Raw genomic sequence first — 15,147 nt, 5'->3', positions numbered from 1 at the left:
GCTCGTAATGATTCGAGGGGCGCCGACAAACAGATAAAAACGTCGCCTCCACTGAGGCGACGGCGGGAAGAATAAAAGGCTATCACTGGGCCAAAAACAGGCCAGGCGCCACCTTCCCGATTAATACAATACAGTGAAGATGCGCGTAATGACTCGCAGGTCACGCTATTTTGCCGAATCAGCGCCACAAGGGGTTATTCGACCAACGACCAGTCCAGCGGCGTTCCGCGCGGGATGGCCTGACGCGCACGGCGGCCCAGAAGCGTTTCCGTGTGTTTTGGAGCCAACCCCAGACCCGGACGAATGGCTCGCAGATTATCGACAGTAAAGGGTTCGCCGGCAGCCATGTCCTGAGTCACGTAGAGCGAGCGGCGGTACACCAGCGACTTGCGCTCGGCGTCCGTCACACCGTAATGCACACGGCCCATGGCCTGCCATGCGCGTTCGGTTTCTATCACCAGGCTGGCGAGCTCCGCCGGTTCCAGCGAAAAACTGGCGTCCACACCACCGGCGGAACGGTCGAGGGTGAAGTGCTTTTCCACCACCGTCGCCCCCTGGGCCACCGCGGCCACAGACACACCGACACCCATGGAGTGGTCAGACAGCCCGACTTCACAGCCAAACAATTCGCGCAAATGAGGAATCGTCCGCACGTTGCTGTTGGCGGGCGTCGCCGGGTAAGTGCTGGTGCACTTGAGCAACACCAGATCCTTGCAACCGGCCTCGCGGGCGGCACGGACGGTTTCGTCGAGTTCAGCGATGCTGGCCATGCCGGTAGAAATGATCAATGGCTTGCCGGTCGCAGCGACCCGACGAATTAACGGCAGGTCGGTATTCTCGAAGCTGGCGATCTTGTAGGCCGGCACGTCGAGACTTTCGAGGAAGTCCACTGCGGTGTCATCAAACGGCGTGGAAAACGCGAGCATGCCCAGCTCTTTGGCCCGGGCGAAAATCGGCGCGTGCCATTCCCATGGTGTGTGGGCCTTCTCGTACAACGCGTACAGCGAAGAACCGGCCCAGAGGCTGTCAGGGTCCTTGATGAAGAACTCACCTTCGGACAGGTCCAGGGTCATGGTCTCGGCGGTGTAGGTCTGGAGCTTCAAGGCATGGGCACCGGCCTTGGCCGCCGCGTCGACGATCTGCAGCGCCACCTCCAGAGACTGGTTATGGTTGCCACTCATCTCGGCAATGATGAATGGCGGTGCATCGGCACCGATGGAGCGATTGCCGATCTTGAAGCTAGTCATTGCGGTGTTCCTTCAATATGCGCGTGAACGCGCAAGCACGCTGGGTGAATCCTGCCTCGCGAAACAGCTTCAGCGACGACTGATTCGCCGGCAACACTTGAGCGGTGATGACATTCAGTTGCGGCCAGTGGGCGGTCAAAAAAGCTTCGCCCCGCGCCAGCAAGGCCCTGCCCCACCCCAGACCGAGGCGGCCTTCAAGCAGGTAAATCGATACTTCGACTTCAAGTCCGTCCAGGTCATAACGCAGTACCCCGACCGGGCCATCGTTCGCCTCGGCAATCAACAGTAAACGCCCCGGGTTGCTCAGGCTCGCGGCAAGCCAGTCTTGATGCCGTTGCCAATCGATGACCTGCGTGTCCAGCGACCAGCGCCGCACCGACTCGGCATTGCGCCCCTCGAACAGCAGCTGCGCGTCGTCCAGAGACGCCTTGCGAACCTGCAGTACCGCACCGGCGAGCGCTGCCGCAACCCGCTGCGCACCCCGCCCATCGACCAACTGACGCGAGTGTTCGGCCAGACTTTGGCGTAACCCCTGATTGCCCGCGAGAAAAGCGATGGCCTGACGCAACTGATCGACGCTGACGTTCTCGCGGGGGCCCAGATACACGTGGGAACCTGAGGTCGCCATTATTTCGGCGTTGGCCTGCTGATTATTCGAGACCGCGATACAGATCGTCGGCAACCCCATGGCCGCCCGCTCCCAACTGGTGCCTCCGCCGGCACCGACAAACAGGTCGGCCCCGGTCATCAGTCGGTAAAAGTCACTGACAAAACTGTGCAAGCGCCAGTTCGGACGACTCGCCGCCAAGGCCTGCATTTGTGCCCAGGCCGGGTTGTCGGCACCGGCGACAAAATCGACTTCGAGCTCATGCAAATCCGCCATTGCCAGCATCGCGTGATGGGTTTGCATCGCCGCATCGAAGCCACCGAAATTCACCAGCACCCGCCTGGCCTGGGGCTTGACCGGAATCGCCAGGCAGCGGAATTCATCGCGCAACAGGGCAAAATGTGGACCGAGCAAGGTCTGGCAACCGGGCGCCAGCAGCGAAGCATAGGCTTGTGGCGTACCCGATAAATTCTGGTTGAGCAGCAAATCGACGCTGTAGGTTCGAGTGGCGAGGTCGTCCACAGCGGCAATCCTTGGCGCCCAACGGCGGGCCGCGGTCTGCCAATGATGGTCGAGGCCGTAGTGGTCGACGATGACCCAATCGAACCCCGGATGATTATTCAGCGCCTGCCCAAGCGCGGCGATGTCCGCCTGCCAAGGCAGCAAGGACTCGATCGCCTGCTGCGGGTCTTCATCAGGGTAACGAGCCGCCAGGGCGAAGACTTCAAAGCCCTCGGCTTGCAGTGCATCCAGTCGATGGCCCGGCAACAGGCGGCAAGCGAAGGCCACCTGCGCACCTTGCTTGCGCAAGACTCTGGCCAGGGTCAAACAGCGAGCAATGTGACCGCAGCCAATGGTCGGCGACGCATCGGCGCGGATCAGCACTCTCATTGCAGCTCTCCGCCAGCTTTCAATGCGGCATAGAGGTATTCGGCACGCTTCCAGTCTTCAAGGGTGTCGATGTCCTGCACCAGATGCCGCGGCAGAATCACCGGCAGGCTCGCCGGAGAAAACAGCACATCGCCGCGCAACCAGGCCTCTCTGCGCCCCCAATAGAACTGGCCGGCATCCTGATAGGCTTCAGGTAAATCCTGGGAACGGGTGTTGCGAAACTCCGGATAGAGCGAGGTCAAGGCACCCTGCTCGTCGAGGGTCAAGGCACGTTGCACCGGGAAGCCGAAACCGGCCACGGAAAAAGCGAAGGACTTGTCCGGATGCTGCACCAGTAATTCATGCCCCTGACGCAGATAGCGTGCCTGCAACAGTGGCGCGGTAGCGTAGATGCAGCAGACGTAGTCGAAGATCGGCAATTGGCTCAAGGCATGCACGATCACCGCAGCTGTGCCGGTGAAATCATCAGCCAGTTCGACAGGCCGCACGAACGGCACCAGTGCGCCATGAGTCCGGGCGACGTCGGCAATTTCTTCGTCATCCGTACTGACGACGACTTGATCAAATAACCCGCAATCAAGCGCCGTACGGATCGAACGGACGATCATCGGTACACCGTCGAACGGTTTGAGGTTCTTGCGCGGGATTCGCTTGCTGCCACCGCGGGCCGGAATGATTGCAACGCAGTTCAAGTGTCACTACTCCTCAAGAACCAACCGACGCAGTTGCTCAACCACGAAGTCCTGTTGTTCATCGCTCAGCAAAGGAAACATCGGCAAGCTGATGGCTTCGGCGTAATAACGCTCGGCCTGCGGGAAGTCTCCTTCGGCAAACCCCAGATCACGATAGTACGGCTGCAAATGCAGCGGAATATAGTGCAGGTTCACCCCGATCCCGACCGCCCGCAACCCTTCGAACACCTGCCGATGGCTGAGGTTGATCCGGTCTGTGTGCAACCGCACCACGTACAGATGCCATGCCGACTCGGCGCCTGGTTGCGCGCTGGGCAAGGTCAACGGCAAGTACGCCAACAATCGGTCATAACGCGCCGCCAGCTCACGACGACGCTCGATGAAGTCATCGAGCTTATTCAGCTGTGACAGACCGAGAGCCGCTTGCAGATCAGTGATCCGGTAGTTGAAGCCCAGTTCCACTTGCTGGTAGTACCAGGGACCGTGACTGGATTCGGTCATCTGCTGTGGATCGCGGGTCATGCCGTGGCTGCGCAAACGCTGCAAGCGCTCGGCCAGTTCAGGGCGGTTGGTCAACACCATGCCACCCTCGGCGCTGGTGATGATTTTCACCGGGTGAAAACTGAACACCGTCATCGCCGCGAATTCGCCGCAACCCACGGGACGCCCGGCATAGGAGGCACCGACCGCGTGGGACGCGTCCTCGATCACCGTAACGCCGTAACGTTCGGCCAGTCCGGCGATCATGCGCATGTCGCAGCTCTGCCCGGAAAACGCCACGGCCACCAGCACTTTCGGCAGCGTGCCATCGCGCTCCGCGGCCTCAAGCTTCGACGCCAGTGCGTAGGCATCGAGATTCCACGTCAGCGGATCGATGTCGACAAAATCCACCTCGGCGCCGCAATAGCGACCACAGTTGGCCGAGGCCAGGAACGTGTTCGGCGTGGTCCACAGCCGATCGCCCGGTTCGAGTCCGGCAGCGAGGCAGGCAATGTGCAACGCCGCCGTGGCATTGCACACCGCCACCGCAAAATCAGCCTGGCAACGTTGCGCCAATGCCAGTTCGAAGCGTTCGATGGTCGGCCCTTGAGTGAGCCAGTCCGACTGCAACACGGCGACCACCGCATCGATGTCTGCCTGATCGAGACTCTGCCGACCGTAGGGAATCATGCCGACAGCTTCGCGTGCAGATCAGCAATCTGGCCGACCGACAGGTAGTGCGGATTGGTGTCGGAACGGTACTCGAAGTCTTCACTGACCGGCCTGCCCTGCTCCCCCAGTTTGTCGACGGCAAAATCCACGTCGATGCTGGTGAAACGAATCGAGGGCTGAATGGTGTAGTGATCGGCGAACTCCAGGGTCATCCGCGCGTCGTCCAGCGGCACCATCAACTCATGGAGTTTTTCTCCCGGACGAATGCCGACGTTCCTGTGCGGCAAATGTTCAGCCATGCCCTGTGCCAGATCGACGATACGAATCGACGGGATCTTCGGCACAAACACTTCACCACCGTGCATGCGGGCGAAGCTGTCGAGCACAAACTGCACACCGTGATCGAGGGTGATCCAGAAACGCGTCATGCGCTCATCGGTGATCGGCAGCTCCGTGGCGCCCTCGGCAATCAGCTTGCTGAAAAACGGCACCACCGACCCCCGCGAGCCGGCGACGTTGCCGTAACGGACAACCGAAAACCGGGTGTTCTGGTCACCGGCAATGTTGTTCGCGGCGACGAACAATTTGTCCGACAGCAGCTTGGTCGCGCCGTACAGGTTGATCGGGCTGGCGGCCTTGTCGGTGGACAGCGCGACAACTTTTTTCACGCCGTTGTCGATGGCCGCGGCGATGATGTTTTCCGCGCCGTTGACGTTGGTGCGGATGCATTCGGTCGGGTTGTACTCCGCCGCCGGCACTTGTTTCAGTGCCGCAGCATGCACCACGTAATCGATACCGCGCATGGCCTGACGTAAACGCTCAGCGTCGCGCACATCACCGAGGAAATAACGCATGCACGGCGCGTTGAACGTCTGCTGCATCTCGTACTGTTTGAGCTCATCGCGCGAAAACACCACCACCCGCTTCGGCTGATATTGCTCCAGCAACCGGCGGATGAAATTGCGCCCGAACGAGCCGGTGCCGCCAGAGATGAAAATCGATTTACCGTTGAACATGCCTTGAGTCCTTTTACCTGTCAGTCAGGCTTATGCGAGCAACTGCGCCCAGTTCACCGGGGCTGCTTCACCCAGGGCAAAGCCCTTGCCGGTCAAGGCCAGGTTGTTGTTGTAAGCCTCGTCGTGCGCAAAGCGCGCCTGCCACTTGTCGCGCAAGGCTGCCACTGCCTGAGGATCGTTCGGCAAAACGCCCGGGTGGGCAATCTGAACCTGCGGCGTCCACACCGTGAGCAAACCGGCGTCGGCAACTTTCAGGCAGAGATCGACATCGGCGTACACCTCATCGAAATGCTCACGATCCAGTCCGCCGAGGGCAACGAAAACCTCCTTGCGAATCATCAGGCACGCACCGGAGACGGCCGAGTAATTCTGTTCGACGAGCAGTCTGCGCATGTAGCCCGGCGCCTCCTTTTTCTCGCCGATGAAGGGCGAAGCGATCTCGCCGTTGAGCCCCAGAATCAGGCCGGCACCGGTGACACTGCCTTCGCGGTCCAGCAATTTGGCGCCAACCACCCCGACTTCGGGACGCTGGGCCTGATTGAGTAACGCCTCGATCCAGTTCGCGTTGACCACTTCGGCGTCCGCCGCCAGCAGCACCAGGTATTCACCCTGCGCCTCCTCGGCGGCCAGGTTGATCAGGGCCGACGTGCTCAGGCGTTGCGTTGTCTTGACCAGACGAATCCGGTCTGCGCCGTTTTTCTCCAGGCTGTCGAGCCAGGCGAGCAGCTCGGTGGACTGGCTGTGGTTATCGGCAATGACGATTTCGTTATGTTGATAGCGTGTGCGTTGCAAAACGCTGACCAGGCAGCGCTGCAAGTGCTCGAGGTTGTCCTGGCTATGGATGATGATCGACACCTTCGGGCGACCGGCATGACGGTAGTCGATACTGTAACCACCCGACACTTCGGCGTTGACCTGGGCCTGATAACCGCGCGTCGCCAAATGACGAACCAACGTCTGACGCTCATGGTCATTGGCTGTCAGCTCGGGTGCGGCGGTGATCAGCAACGGCTCGGCCAAATGGGCAAGGCCGGCCACGCCACCGGTTTCGATCAAGCGCAGCAGCAGGTCGAACTCAAGTGCCGAGGTGAGTTCGCGGGTAAAACCGCCGACCTCCACCAGCGCTTCGCGGCGAATCAGCCAGTGCCGCGCGACGAGTGCCGGCATGCTCTGCAACAGGTCGAGGTTGAAGGCTGGCCGGAACACATCGACCAGCGTGCCATTGGCCTGGCGATGAATTTCGTCCATCGCCACCGCACGGCAACCCTCGGCGTTCTGCAACTCGAGACTGGCACGCAAGAAACCGGCAGCGGTGAACTCGTCGCCCGCCTCGCCCAGCAGCAACCAGTCCGACGTCGACTGACGAGCGATCTGGTTCAGTTTATCAACGTAATTGGCCGCCGTGACCTTGACGAAATGCAGCGTGTTTTGTGCCGTGGTGACCGCCGGCAAGTCGCCCGTGGTGAAGACCACCACCTTGAACGCCCGGAACGCACTCTCCATGAGGCTATCCAGAGTAATCTGGAGTTTGTCCATGTCTGCGTCCAGATCGAGCAGCAGAATGCCGAACTGAGGCCCCCCTTCGTTGGCCGCCAGGTGCTGGTTGATTTTCCTCACCACGGTGTCGTTCGGTTGCCGGGCTTGCAGCCAGTTGTGCAGACGTCCCGATGGCATCGTGTCGAGTAACTGGCGACTGTCGAAGATCGGCACGCTGTCCAGACGCTGAACCCAGTCGGTCAGCACCTGGGCATCAGCGGGCTCATCCATCTGCTGGAGCTGCTGCCCAAGCTTTTGCAGCACCCGACGGTTGAAGGCCCCCAGCTGAACGGCTTCAAGCAGACGGTTCTGGATCGTCGCCGAACTGTCATTGGAGTAGGTGCGCTGCAAGGCCTCTTGCTTGAGCAATGCGCCTTCCATTTCTTCGAGTTGCAAGCGCCCGGCCGGCATCGCATGCAGCAAAAATTCGCACTGCGTGAGTTGTTCGAAGAAAGCGCTGTTGTAGAACGGCATTTCGACGTATTGCTCAGCGCCAAAGACCCGCTTCGGCCCCAACGTCGGATCTTTCCAGTAGGACTCGAAAATCGGCTCGATGGTCAACGCGTTACGGGTTGTCAGGCTCTCGGCCAGGGTGGCGAAGCTTTGCAGAGCAACCTCTGCGGTCTGCTTTTCGTCCAGACCGCTGATGCCAGTCGGTAGCGACGCCAGAAACCCGGCAAAGCGCTCGCGGTCGGCGACAGAGCGGGCGTCCTTGAAGCTCAAGGTCGTCATGATCTCGGTGTTGTGATCCGATCGACCGTAGTTGACCTCACGCACCACATACGGCGTCGGGAGAATCCGCGCCTTGGCCCGTGCCAGCATGTAGTAGGCATGACCGATTTCCTGCCATTGGAAGATCGTGCCTTCAGGCATCGCTTCATACCAGTCACGCAGCAGCGAGGTGCGGTGGACCGCGTAGAACGGCGGAATGTACTGGCTCATGAAATCCAGGACACGATCCTGACCGCGCTCGGCGTTGTAGTCCTCGTGTACTTTCTTGTCACGACGGTAGTACTGCACATAGTTGGAGTGGGTCAGGTACATCAGACAATAGCCATGGCACAGACCGTAGTCGGGGTTGGCTTCGAGGAAGCTCACCGACTCGGTGAGGGCACCGTGCAACAGAAAATCATCGTCGGAGGCGAAGACCATGTATGGAGTAGTAACCTGCTCGACGCCGTACGCCAGTTTGGACTGGATTCCCCAGTAGCCAAATTGCGGCAAGTGCCGATAGTCGATGGTGTCCGCAACCGTAGCCGCGCCTTCCAGCGCGATGGCTGATGAATCGAGGACCAGGATCTTGCAAGGCAGCGTGCTGTAGAACTGCAATGCCCGACGCAAGAACGCCGGACGATTGTGCGTAATCAGCACCAGAGTGAACAGCTCACTCAGGGACAACGTGTTTTCTGAACCGTAAATGCCTTGCATAACCTTCCCCACCACTGACTGATTGCCTGATGAAAACTCGAATGAAGTTGCCGCTTAGCGCACTCGGCGCAAGTAGCCATCTGGCGCGACAGTGATCAGCAGCTTGCTGTGAATTGCCTGGTCGATCTCGAAATCACGGTTCTCTTCCAGGTAGGCCCAGACTGCGGTTTTCGGGTTGTCACCCTTGCCCCACGGACGGTCCGGGAACGCATCTTCCGGCATGTCTTCGACCACGGTGTCCATGACCACGCAATAACTGCCCACCGAGACCATCGGTGCATACAGGCGCAGCTCTTCGAGTACGTGTTCGTGGGTGTGATTGGAGTCGAGTACCACCAGCACTTTCTTGCCCTGGATACGCTCGCGCACCTGGTCGACAATGGCAGTATCGATGCTCGAACCCTGAATCATCCGGATGCGTTTGCTCATCGGGTGAGCTTCGATCGCTTCGCGGTTGTGCTGGCGGATATCGATGTCGACACCCAGCACTTCACCATGGCCCATCAGTTCCAGGATCGAGGCGTAAAACACCAACGACCCGCCGTGGGCGATACCGGTTTCAACGATCACGTCCGGACGCAGGTTCCAGATGATTTCCTGCATGGCGACCATGTCCTGCGGGAACTGAATGATCGGCCGCCCCATCCAGCTGAAGTTGTAGGTGTACTTGTGCTTGGCCGTTGTGCCGACCCATTCCAGCGACTCGGCTTGCAACGCCTTGTCCTTTTTCAGGCCTTCGATGTTGTCTTTTACTTCTTCGCGAAACTGCTCATGGGGATTCATTGCAACGCTCCAAAAAAATAGGGAAACGGGTTACTTGAAGACCCTACCGTCGGGGTAAGGCACCACGTTGGTCTTGATGATCCTGGCGGGATTGCCCGCCACGACTGAATAATCCGGGACATCTTTGGTGACGACGGCACCGGCGCCGATGGTCACCCAGCGGCCGATGCGCAACCGCGGAAGAATGGTGGCATTGGTGCCGATAAATGTTCCGTCGCCGATCTCCACGCAACCGGCGATGCACACGCCGGGCGCCATGAACACCGAGTGGCCGATTTGGCCTTCATGCCCCACCACACTGCCGGCGCTGATGCTAGTGTTGTCGCCCAGCGTCACCTCGGCCTGCATGAGTACGCCTTCCTGCAGATAACTGCCCTGCCCCATGCGAATCATGGTCAGGTCGATGCCGGGGTGGACGAACTGGCCCAGCGTGGCACCGGCCTCGACCAGTTGGCGGGTGGTCTCGTAGCGCAGTCGGGTGCTGCCGGTGATCAGGTTGACGAAACACACGTCCGGCCCTTTAAGTTCACTCACCAGCCCGGAACCGCCAATAACCGGCACGCCATAAAACAAAGTGCCCTGTTTGCCCGGGTCATTGTCCAGAAACGCAAACTCGACGTTCGGCGTGCTGCGCTTCACCGCGTGCAGCATGCGCACCGCTTCCGGGTTCGCCGCACCCAGCAAGTACATCTTCACAGCGATTGCCTTTTTGCCAGCAGCGCACGTACCACATCGACCACGCGCGCCTGATCGGCGTTCGTCATGTCGTGATAACTCGGCAGGTTGAACGCACGCTCCGGCAAGGCAAACGAAACCGGCGTGTCGACCACATGCTCGCTGAACATGGGCAACGACGACAGTGGCCAGAAGAACACCCGGGCGTCGATATCGGCAGCCTGGAACGCGGCGATCATCTCGTCGCGATGAATCCCGGTCCCGGCATCGAATACCACCGTGGGCATCCAGTAACCGTTGCGCGCATGGGCAGGTTCCGGGTTCAGCGAAACACCCGACAGCGATGACAGCGCGTGGGCGTAATTGGCGAATATCGTCCGTTTGCGTTCGATCAGCTCATCGATCCGCTCGACCTGAGCGCAGCCGACGGCAGCCTGCAAGTTGCTCATCTTGTATTTGAAGCCAATGAACTCCGGCCAGAATTGTTTGGTGCTGCCCGCGACACGACCATGGTTGGACAAGGTCAGGACACGCTCGTACAAGGCTTTATCCGACGTGACGAAAATGCCGCCCTCGCCGGTGGTCATGGTTTTGGTGCCATGGAAAGAAAACGCACCGAACGCCCCCATCGAACCGGCAGCCTTGCCGCGCCACTGCGAGCCGATGGCTTCGGCAGCGTCTTCGATGACCGCAATACCGTGTTCGCGACCAATCGCCAACAATGCATCCATGTCACACAGGTTGCCGTAGAGGTGAACCGCGAGAATGGCTTTGGTCTTGGGGGTAATTGCACGCCTGACGAGTTGCGGATCCAGGCACCAGCTATCTGGCAGAACATCGACAAATACCGGCGTAGCGCCCAGATACGTGATCGGTGCCGCCGAAGCGATCCAGTTGGTGTTGGCCAGGATCACTTCATCACCCGCGCCGATGCCCAGCGCCGCCATGCCCATGTGCAGCGCACCGGTGCAGCTTGAAGTCGCGATGGCGTAGGTCGCACCAAGGTGCTCGGCAAACCCGTGCTCGAAACGCGTCAGGTATTCGTAGCAACGCGCGCCCCAACCATTCTGCACGGCATCCAGGGCATACCGGGCTTCCAGTTCGCCGACACTCGGTTTGGTGTAGTGAATTCTGCTCATTGAATACTCAACTCCGGAACGGCAACGACAAACTGTGCGCCCCACTCTTTGACCGAGGCGAATTGCTGGGTGATTTCCGTCAACAGGTTCCATGGCAGAACCAGGATGTAGTCGGGCTGTTCGAGGGCGATACGCTCGGGTGAAACCACCGGTATCCGGCTGCCAGGCAAAAATTTGCCCTGTTTATGCGGATTGGCGTCGGCGACCCAGGCCAACAGATCAGGCTTGACCCCGGCGTAGTTGAGCAACGTGTTGCCCTTGGCGGCGGCGCCGTAACCGACCACTCGTTTGCCATCGGCTTTCGCCTGCAACAGAAAGCGCAGCAATTGGTGCTTGATGCCCTCGGCAGCTGGCGCAAGGGTCGAGTAGTACTCGGGGGTTTTCACCCCGGCAACGATTTCGGCCTGCAATTGAAGCGCAACCGCGGGCTGCACTTCGCGACGAAGACCGTCAGCACGCTGCACGAACACCCGCAACGAACCGCCATGGGTCGACAGCTGACTGACGTCGAACACTTCCAGACCGTTGCGTTCGCACAATGTATGCACGGCGGTCAGGGACAGGTAGGAATAGTGCTCGTGATATAGCGTGTCGAACTGTTGCCCGGCCATCAGCGTCAGCAGTTGCGGAAACTCGAACGTTGCCACGCCAGTCGGCTTGAGCAAGGTCGCAAAGCCGCCGAGGAAATCATTGATGTCCGGCACGTGGGCCAACACGTTGTTGGCAGCCATCAGGTCCGCAGACCAGCCTTCGCCGACCAATTGCGCAGCGGTGTGACGGCCGAAGAACAACTCGCGGATTTCCAGGCCCTTTTCGCGCGCCGCTTGCGCGGTGCTGCGGGTCGGTTCAACGCCCAGGCAAGGGATGCCGCGACCGGCGACGTACTGCAACAGGTAACCGTCGTTGGCAGCGATTTCCACCACATGGCTGTCGGCAGTCAGGCCGAAGCGTTCGACCATCTCGGCAACGTAGTGATCAGCATGCGCCAGCCAGGTGCTGGAAAACGAACTGAAATAAGCATACTCAGCGTCGAACAGGCTGTCGGCACGGGTGTAATCCTCGGTTTGCACCAACCAGCACTGCTGACACACCGCGACCTTCAGTGGCACCCATTGTTCGGCCTGTTCCAGCTGATCGGCACGTACGTAGGCGTTCGACGGCGGCGACGTGCCGAGGTCGATCAGCGGCAAGGCCAAAGGAGTTCCGCAACCACGACAGTTCATAGACGCACTCCAGCGAAACGTTCATCGAGCAAGGGATGGCTGGCGTCCCTGGCTGACAGATTATTGACAGGCAGCGGCCAGGCAATCGCCAGCTGTGGATCGTTCACCGACAAACCGCCTTCGTGCTCCGGTACATAGTCGGCGCTGTGCAGATAAAGCAATTCGGCGTCGTCGGTCAGGGTCTGGAAGCCGTGGGCAAATCCGGCAGGAATGAGCAGGCTGCGACCGTCGCCAGCGCGCAGGTGTTCGGCGTGCCAGTGCAGGAATGTTGCGGAGTCGGGCCGCAAGTCCACCGCCATATCCCAAACTTCACCGCGCAGGCAGGTGATCAGCTTGGCTTCCGGCGCGTTGGCATTCTGGTAATGCAAGCCACGCACACTCCCGCGTGCGCGGGTGCAGGAATGGTTGATCTGGCGAATGGAAAACGCTTGGCCGAAGGCACTCAGGCTGCCCTCGCAGAACAACCGGGCGAAGTGCCCGCGATCGTCTTCGAAGCGTTTGTGCTGCACGCTGAACAAGCCCGTCAGCGGCAGCGCTTTCAACAAAAATTCGCTCACAGCGCGCCTCGGTACAGGTTCAACTGGCCCAAGGTGAAGTCACGCATGTCGTCGCCGTTTTGCCAGGCCAGGTGCCAATCGAGGGTCTGGGTCAGGCATTGCTGCAACGACCAGCGCGGTTGCCAGCCCAACAGTTGTCGGGCGCGGCTGCTGTCCAGGCGCAACAGGCCTGCTTCGTGCAGATCACTCGGTTCGATGCGCAAACCGCGCGCTTGTGGCCAGCGGTTGGCGAGCAATTCGACGACTTCGCCGACGCTGCACATGTCCGCTTCGCTCGGGCCGAAGTTCCAGGCGCCGGCAAACTCGGGACCTTTTTCATAGAGGCCGGCGGCCAGTTGCAGGTAACCAGCCAGTGGTTCCAGCGCGTGCTGCCAGGGGCGCACGGCTTGCGGGTAGCGCAGGGTCACGGGCTCGTTTGCGGACCAAGCCTTGAGTACGTCGGGAATCAACCGTTCCGGCGCGAAGTCGCCACCACCCAATACGTTGCCGGCCCGGGCTGTGGCCAGGGCCAAACCGTGCTCGGCATACTTTTCGGCCGGGAAGAACGAAGCGGCGTAAGACTGCGCCAGCAACTCGCAGCAGGCCTTGCTGCTGCTGTAAGGATCGTTTCCGCCGAGGGCTTCGTCTTCGCGGTACGGCCAGAGCCATTCTTTGTTCGCGTAAACCTTGTCGGTGGTCACCAGCACGCACGCACGCACGCCGCCGACTTGACGGATCGCTTCGAGCAGATTGAGGGTACCCATGACGTTGCTGGAGTACGTCCCCAGGGGGTCTCGATAACCTTCGCGTACCAAGGGCTGTGCCGCCAGGTGCAGGACGATTTCTGGTTGGGTATCGGCGATCAGTTCCAGCAGGGCGCCCAAGTCACGCAGGTCGCCGCGCTGATCATTTATGCCTTCGGCCACCTGCGCCAGGCCGAACAGATTCGGCTCGGTGGATGGATCAAGCGAAAACCCGCTGACCTTCGCGCCCAGACTTTGCAGCCACAACGTCAGCCAACTGCCTTTGAAACCAGTGTGACCGGTCAACAAAACTCGCTTGCCGCGCCAAAATTCCGGGCTCAGTCCCATTGCTTCCATGGGGCCTCCCCTGTCTGCCACAACGCCTCAAGATGGTTTTTGTCGCGCAGAGTATCCATCGGCTGCCAGAAGCCATCGTGCTGGAAGGCCATCAACTCACCCCGCCCGGCAAGGACGTCGAGAGGGCCTGACTCCCACGAGGTTTCATCGCCATTAATCAGTGGCAGAACCTTAGGTGACAGCACAAAGAAGCCTCCGTTGATCCAGCCACCATCACCGCGCGGTTTTTCAGTGAACCCCAACACCCGATCGCCTTCACGGTCCAGCGCACCGTAGCGGCCTGGTGGCTGCACCGCCGTGACCGTGGCCTGCTTGCCATGAGAAAGGTGAAAATCCACCAGAGCACCGATGTTCAAATCGGACACCCCGTCGCCGTAGGTGAAGCAGAACGCTTCTTCGTTTTCCAGATAGCGGCTGGCGCGACGCAAACGGCCACCGGTCATGGTTTCGTCACCGGTGTCGATGAGCGTGACGCGCCACGGCTCGCTGTAGTTCTGGTGAACGTCCATGCGGTTGTTGCACATGTCGAAGGTGACGTCAGAGGTGTGCAGGAAGTAGTTGGCGAAGAAGTCCTTGATTGCATAGCCCTTGTAACCCAGGCAAATCACGAAGTCATGAATCCCGTGAGCGGAGTACTGCTTCATGATGTGCCAGAGAATTGGCTTGCCGCCGATTTCAATCATCGGCTTGGGTTTGAGGTGCGACTCCTCACTGATGCGCGTGCCCAGGCCGCCCGCCAAAATAACTGCCTTCATCGTCTCCCCTCTTGTTCGTCACAGGGCTCAGCCAAGCTGTATCAAGCTTTTGCAGGCCTTCTGGATAAAACCTTCAATGCCTCTCAGGGCGCTTCTGGATTCACCGGAAGTGCTCGTTTTATGGCGATATCGGGGGGACCTGCAGGAAACGCGCCAGCTCTTTCAGTGCGGTGGGCGAGCGCTGAGACGAAAGAACCAGGTATTGAAGGCCTGATGCTGTTCACTCGGCTGGTAGCTGATAGCTGATAGCTGATAGCTGGGGGTTGGGGTACATATCCGTTTCTGCGGTAACGGCTGCTGACGGTTTCGCTTTTACAGCGTGTCACTTTCGAAAAGCGCGAAAGTAACCAAAGCGCTCTTGCCCCTT

At 59.9% G+C, this 15,147-nt stretch carries 13 protein-coding genes; all 13 read right to left on the bottom strand.

Going from position 1 to position 15,147, the window contains the following annotated elements:
- Nucleotides 1–194: 194 nt before the first annotated feature.
- Genes pseI through rfbF form a run of 13 tightly spaced genes read right to left on the bottom strand, consistent with a single transcriptional unit; the run spans nucleotide 195 to nucleotide 14,780 of the window.
- Nucleotides 195–1,247 (bottom strand): pseudaminic acid synthase, encoded by a 1,053-nt coding sequence (gene pseI / locus QK293_RS11860; protein ID WP_282377470.1) that lies wholly within the window; start codon nucleotides 1,245–1,247, stop codon nucleotides 195–197.
- On the bottom strand, nucleotides 1,240–2,745 hold the full coding sequence (gene pseG / locus QK293_RS11855; protein ID WP_282377469.1) for a UDP-2,4-diacetamido-2,4,6-trideoxy-beta-L-altropyranose hydrolase: 1,506 nt from the start codon (nucleotides 2,743–2,745) through the stop codon (nucleotides 1,240–1,242). Before pseG ends, pseI begins: the two co-directional genes overlap by 8 nt.
- A complete protein-coding gene (pseF, locus tag QK293_RS11850; protein ID WP_282377468.1) occupies nucleotides 2,742–3,437 on the bottom strand; it encodes a pseudaminic acid cytidylyltransferase in 696 nt (231 codons plus the stop codon). The genes pseG and pseF overlap by 4 nt, the downstream gene beginning before the upstream one ends.
- A 6-nt stretch (nucleotides 3,438–3,443) precedes the next feature.
- Nucleotides 3,444–4,607, bottom strand: coding sequence for a UDP-4-amino-4,6-dideoxy-N-acetyl-beta-L-altrosamine transaminase (pseC, locus tag QK293_RS11845; protein ID WP_282377467.1), 1,164 nt, complete (start codon nucleotides 4,605–4,607; stop codon nucleotides 3,444–3,446).
- On the bottom strand, nucleotides 4,604–5,605 hold the full coding sequence (gene pseB, locus QK293_RS11840; RefSeq protein WP_282377466.1) for a UDP-N-acetylglucosamine 4,6-dehydratase (inverting): 1,002 nt from the start codon (nucleotides 5,603–5,605) through the stop codon (nucleotides 4,604–4,606). Before pseB ends, pseC begins: the two co-directional genes overlap by 4 nt.
- Before the next feature lie 30 nt (nucleotides 5,606–5,635).
- Nucleotides 5,636–8,569 carry a TIGR00180 family glycosyltransferase gene (locus QK293_RS11835; protein WP_282377465.1) on the bottom strand — a complete coding sequence of 978 codons (2,934 nt, stop codon included), beginning with the start codon at nucleotides 8,567–8,569 and terminating at the stop codon, nucleotides 5,636–5,638.
- Nucleotides 8,570–8,623: 54 nt separating this feature from the next.
- On the bottom strand, nucleotides 8,624–9,352 hold the full coding sequence (locus QK293_RS11830; protein WP_282377463.1) for a cephalosporin hydroxylase family protein: 729 nt from the start codon (nucleotides 9,350–9,352) through the stop codon (nucleotides 8,624–8,626).
- A 30-nt stretch (nucleotides 9,353–9,382) separates the two neighbouring features.
- The gene (locus QK293_RS11825; RefSeq protein ID WP_282377462.1) at nucleotides 9,383–10,048 is read right to left on the bottom strand and encodes an acetyltransferase; all 666 of its coding nucleotides are present in this window, start codon (nucleotides 10,046–10,048) and stop codon (nucleotides 9,383–9,385) included.
- Nucleotides 10,045–11,166 (bottom strand): DegT/DnrJ/EryC1/StrS family aminotransferase, encoded by a 1,122-nt coding sequence (locus QK293_RS11820; protein ID WP_282377461.1) that lies wholly within the window; start codon nucleotides 11,164–11,166, stop codon nucleotides 10,045–10,047. Before QK293_RS11820 ends, QK293_RS11825 begins: the two co-directional genes overlap by 4 nt.
- Entirely contained in the window at nucleotides 11,163–12,389 is a 1,227-nt protein-coding gene (locus QK293_RS11815; protein WP_282377460.1) for a class I SAM-dependent methyltransferase, read from the bottom strand. The genes QK293_RS11820 and QK293_RS11815 overlap by 4 nt, the downstream gene beginning before the upstream one ends.
- On the bottom strand, nucleotides 12,386–12,946 hold the full coding sequence (rfbC, locus tag QK293_RS11810) for a dTDP-4-dehydrorhamnose 3,5-epimerase (protein ID WP_282377459.1): 561 nt from the start codon (nucleotides 12,944–12,946) through the stop codon (nucleotides 12,386–12,388). The genes QK293_RS11815 and rfbC overlap by 4 nt, the downstream gene beginning before the upstream one ends.
- On the bottom strand, nucleotides 12,943–14,025 hold the full coding sequence (gene rfbG / locus QK293_RS11805; RefSeq protein ID WP_282377458.1) for a CDP-glucose 4,6-dehydratase: 1,083 nt from the start codon (nucleotides 14,023–14,025) through the stop codon (nucleotides 12,943–12,945). Before rfbG ends, rfbC begins: the two co-directional genes overlap by 4 nt.
- Nucleotides 14,007–14,780 (bottom strand): glucose-1-phosphate cytidylyltransferase, encoded by a 774-nt coding sequence (gene rfbF, locus QK293_RS11800; RefSeq protein ID WP_282377456.1) that lies wholly within the window; start codon nucleotides 14,778–14,780, stop codon nucleotides 14,007–14,009. The genes rfbG and rfbF overlap by 19 nt, the downstream gene beginning before the upstream one ends.
- Between the last annotated feature and the right edge of the window lie 367 nt (nucleotides 14,781–15,147).

This window comes from Pseudomonas sp. AL03 (assembly GCF_029960815.1).
Taxonomy (GTDB): Bacteria; Pseudomonadota; Gammaproteobacteria; order Pseudomonadales; family Pseudomonadaceae; genus Aquipseudomonas.
The sequence above is the reverse complement of the archived record's forward strand: the minus strand, read 5'-3'. Positions and strand labels throughout refer to the sequence as shown.

Excerpts from the sequence above, each read along its gene's own strand:
- rfbG (WP_282377458.1), bottom strand. The coding sequence starts at position 14,025 with ATGGAAGCAATGGGACTGAGCCCGGAATTTTGGCGCGGCAAGCGAGTT.
- pseB (WP_282377466.1), bottom strand. The coding sequence starts at position 5,605 with ATGTTCAACGGTAAATCGATTTTCATCTCTGGCGGCACCGGCTCGTTC.
- QK293_RS11835 (WP_282377465.1), bottom strand. The coding sequence starts at position 8,569 with ATGCAAGGCATTTACGGTTCAGAAAACACGTTGTCCCTGAGTGAGCTG.
- rfbF (WP_282377456.1), bottom strand. The coding sequence starts at position 14,780 with ATGAAGGCAGTTATTTTGGCGGGCGGCCTGGGCACGCGCATCAGTGAG.
- pseI (WP_282377470.1), bottom strand. The coding sequence starts at position 1,247 with ATGACTAGCTTCAAGATCGGCAATCGCTCCATCGGTGCCGATGCACCG.
- pseG (WP_282377469.1), bottom strand. The coding sequence starts at position 2,745 with ATGAGAGTGCTGATCCGCGCCGATGCGTCGCCGACCATTGGCTGCGGT.
- QK293_RS11815 (WP_282377460.1), bottom strand. The coding sequence starts at position 12,389 with ATGAACTGTCGTGGTTGCGGAACTCCTTTGGCCTTGCCGCTGATCGAC.
- pseC (WP_282377467.1), bottom strand. The coding sequence starts at position 4,607 with ATGATTCCCTACGGTCGGCAGAGTCTCGATCAGGCAGACATCGATGCG.
- QK293_RS11820 (WP_282377461.1), bottom strand. The coding sequence starts at position 11,166 with ATGAGCAGAATTCACTACACCAAACCGAGTGTCGGCGAACTGGAAGCC.
- QK293_RS11830 (WP_282377463.1), bottom strand. The coding sequence starts at position 9,352 with ATGAATCCCCATGAGCAGTTTCGCGAAGAAGTAAAAGACAACATCGAA.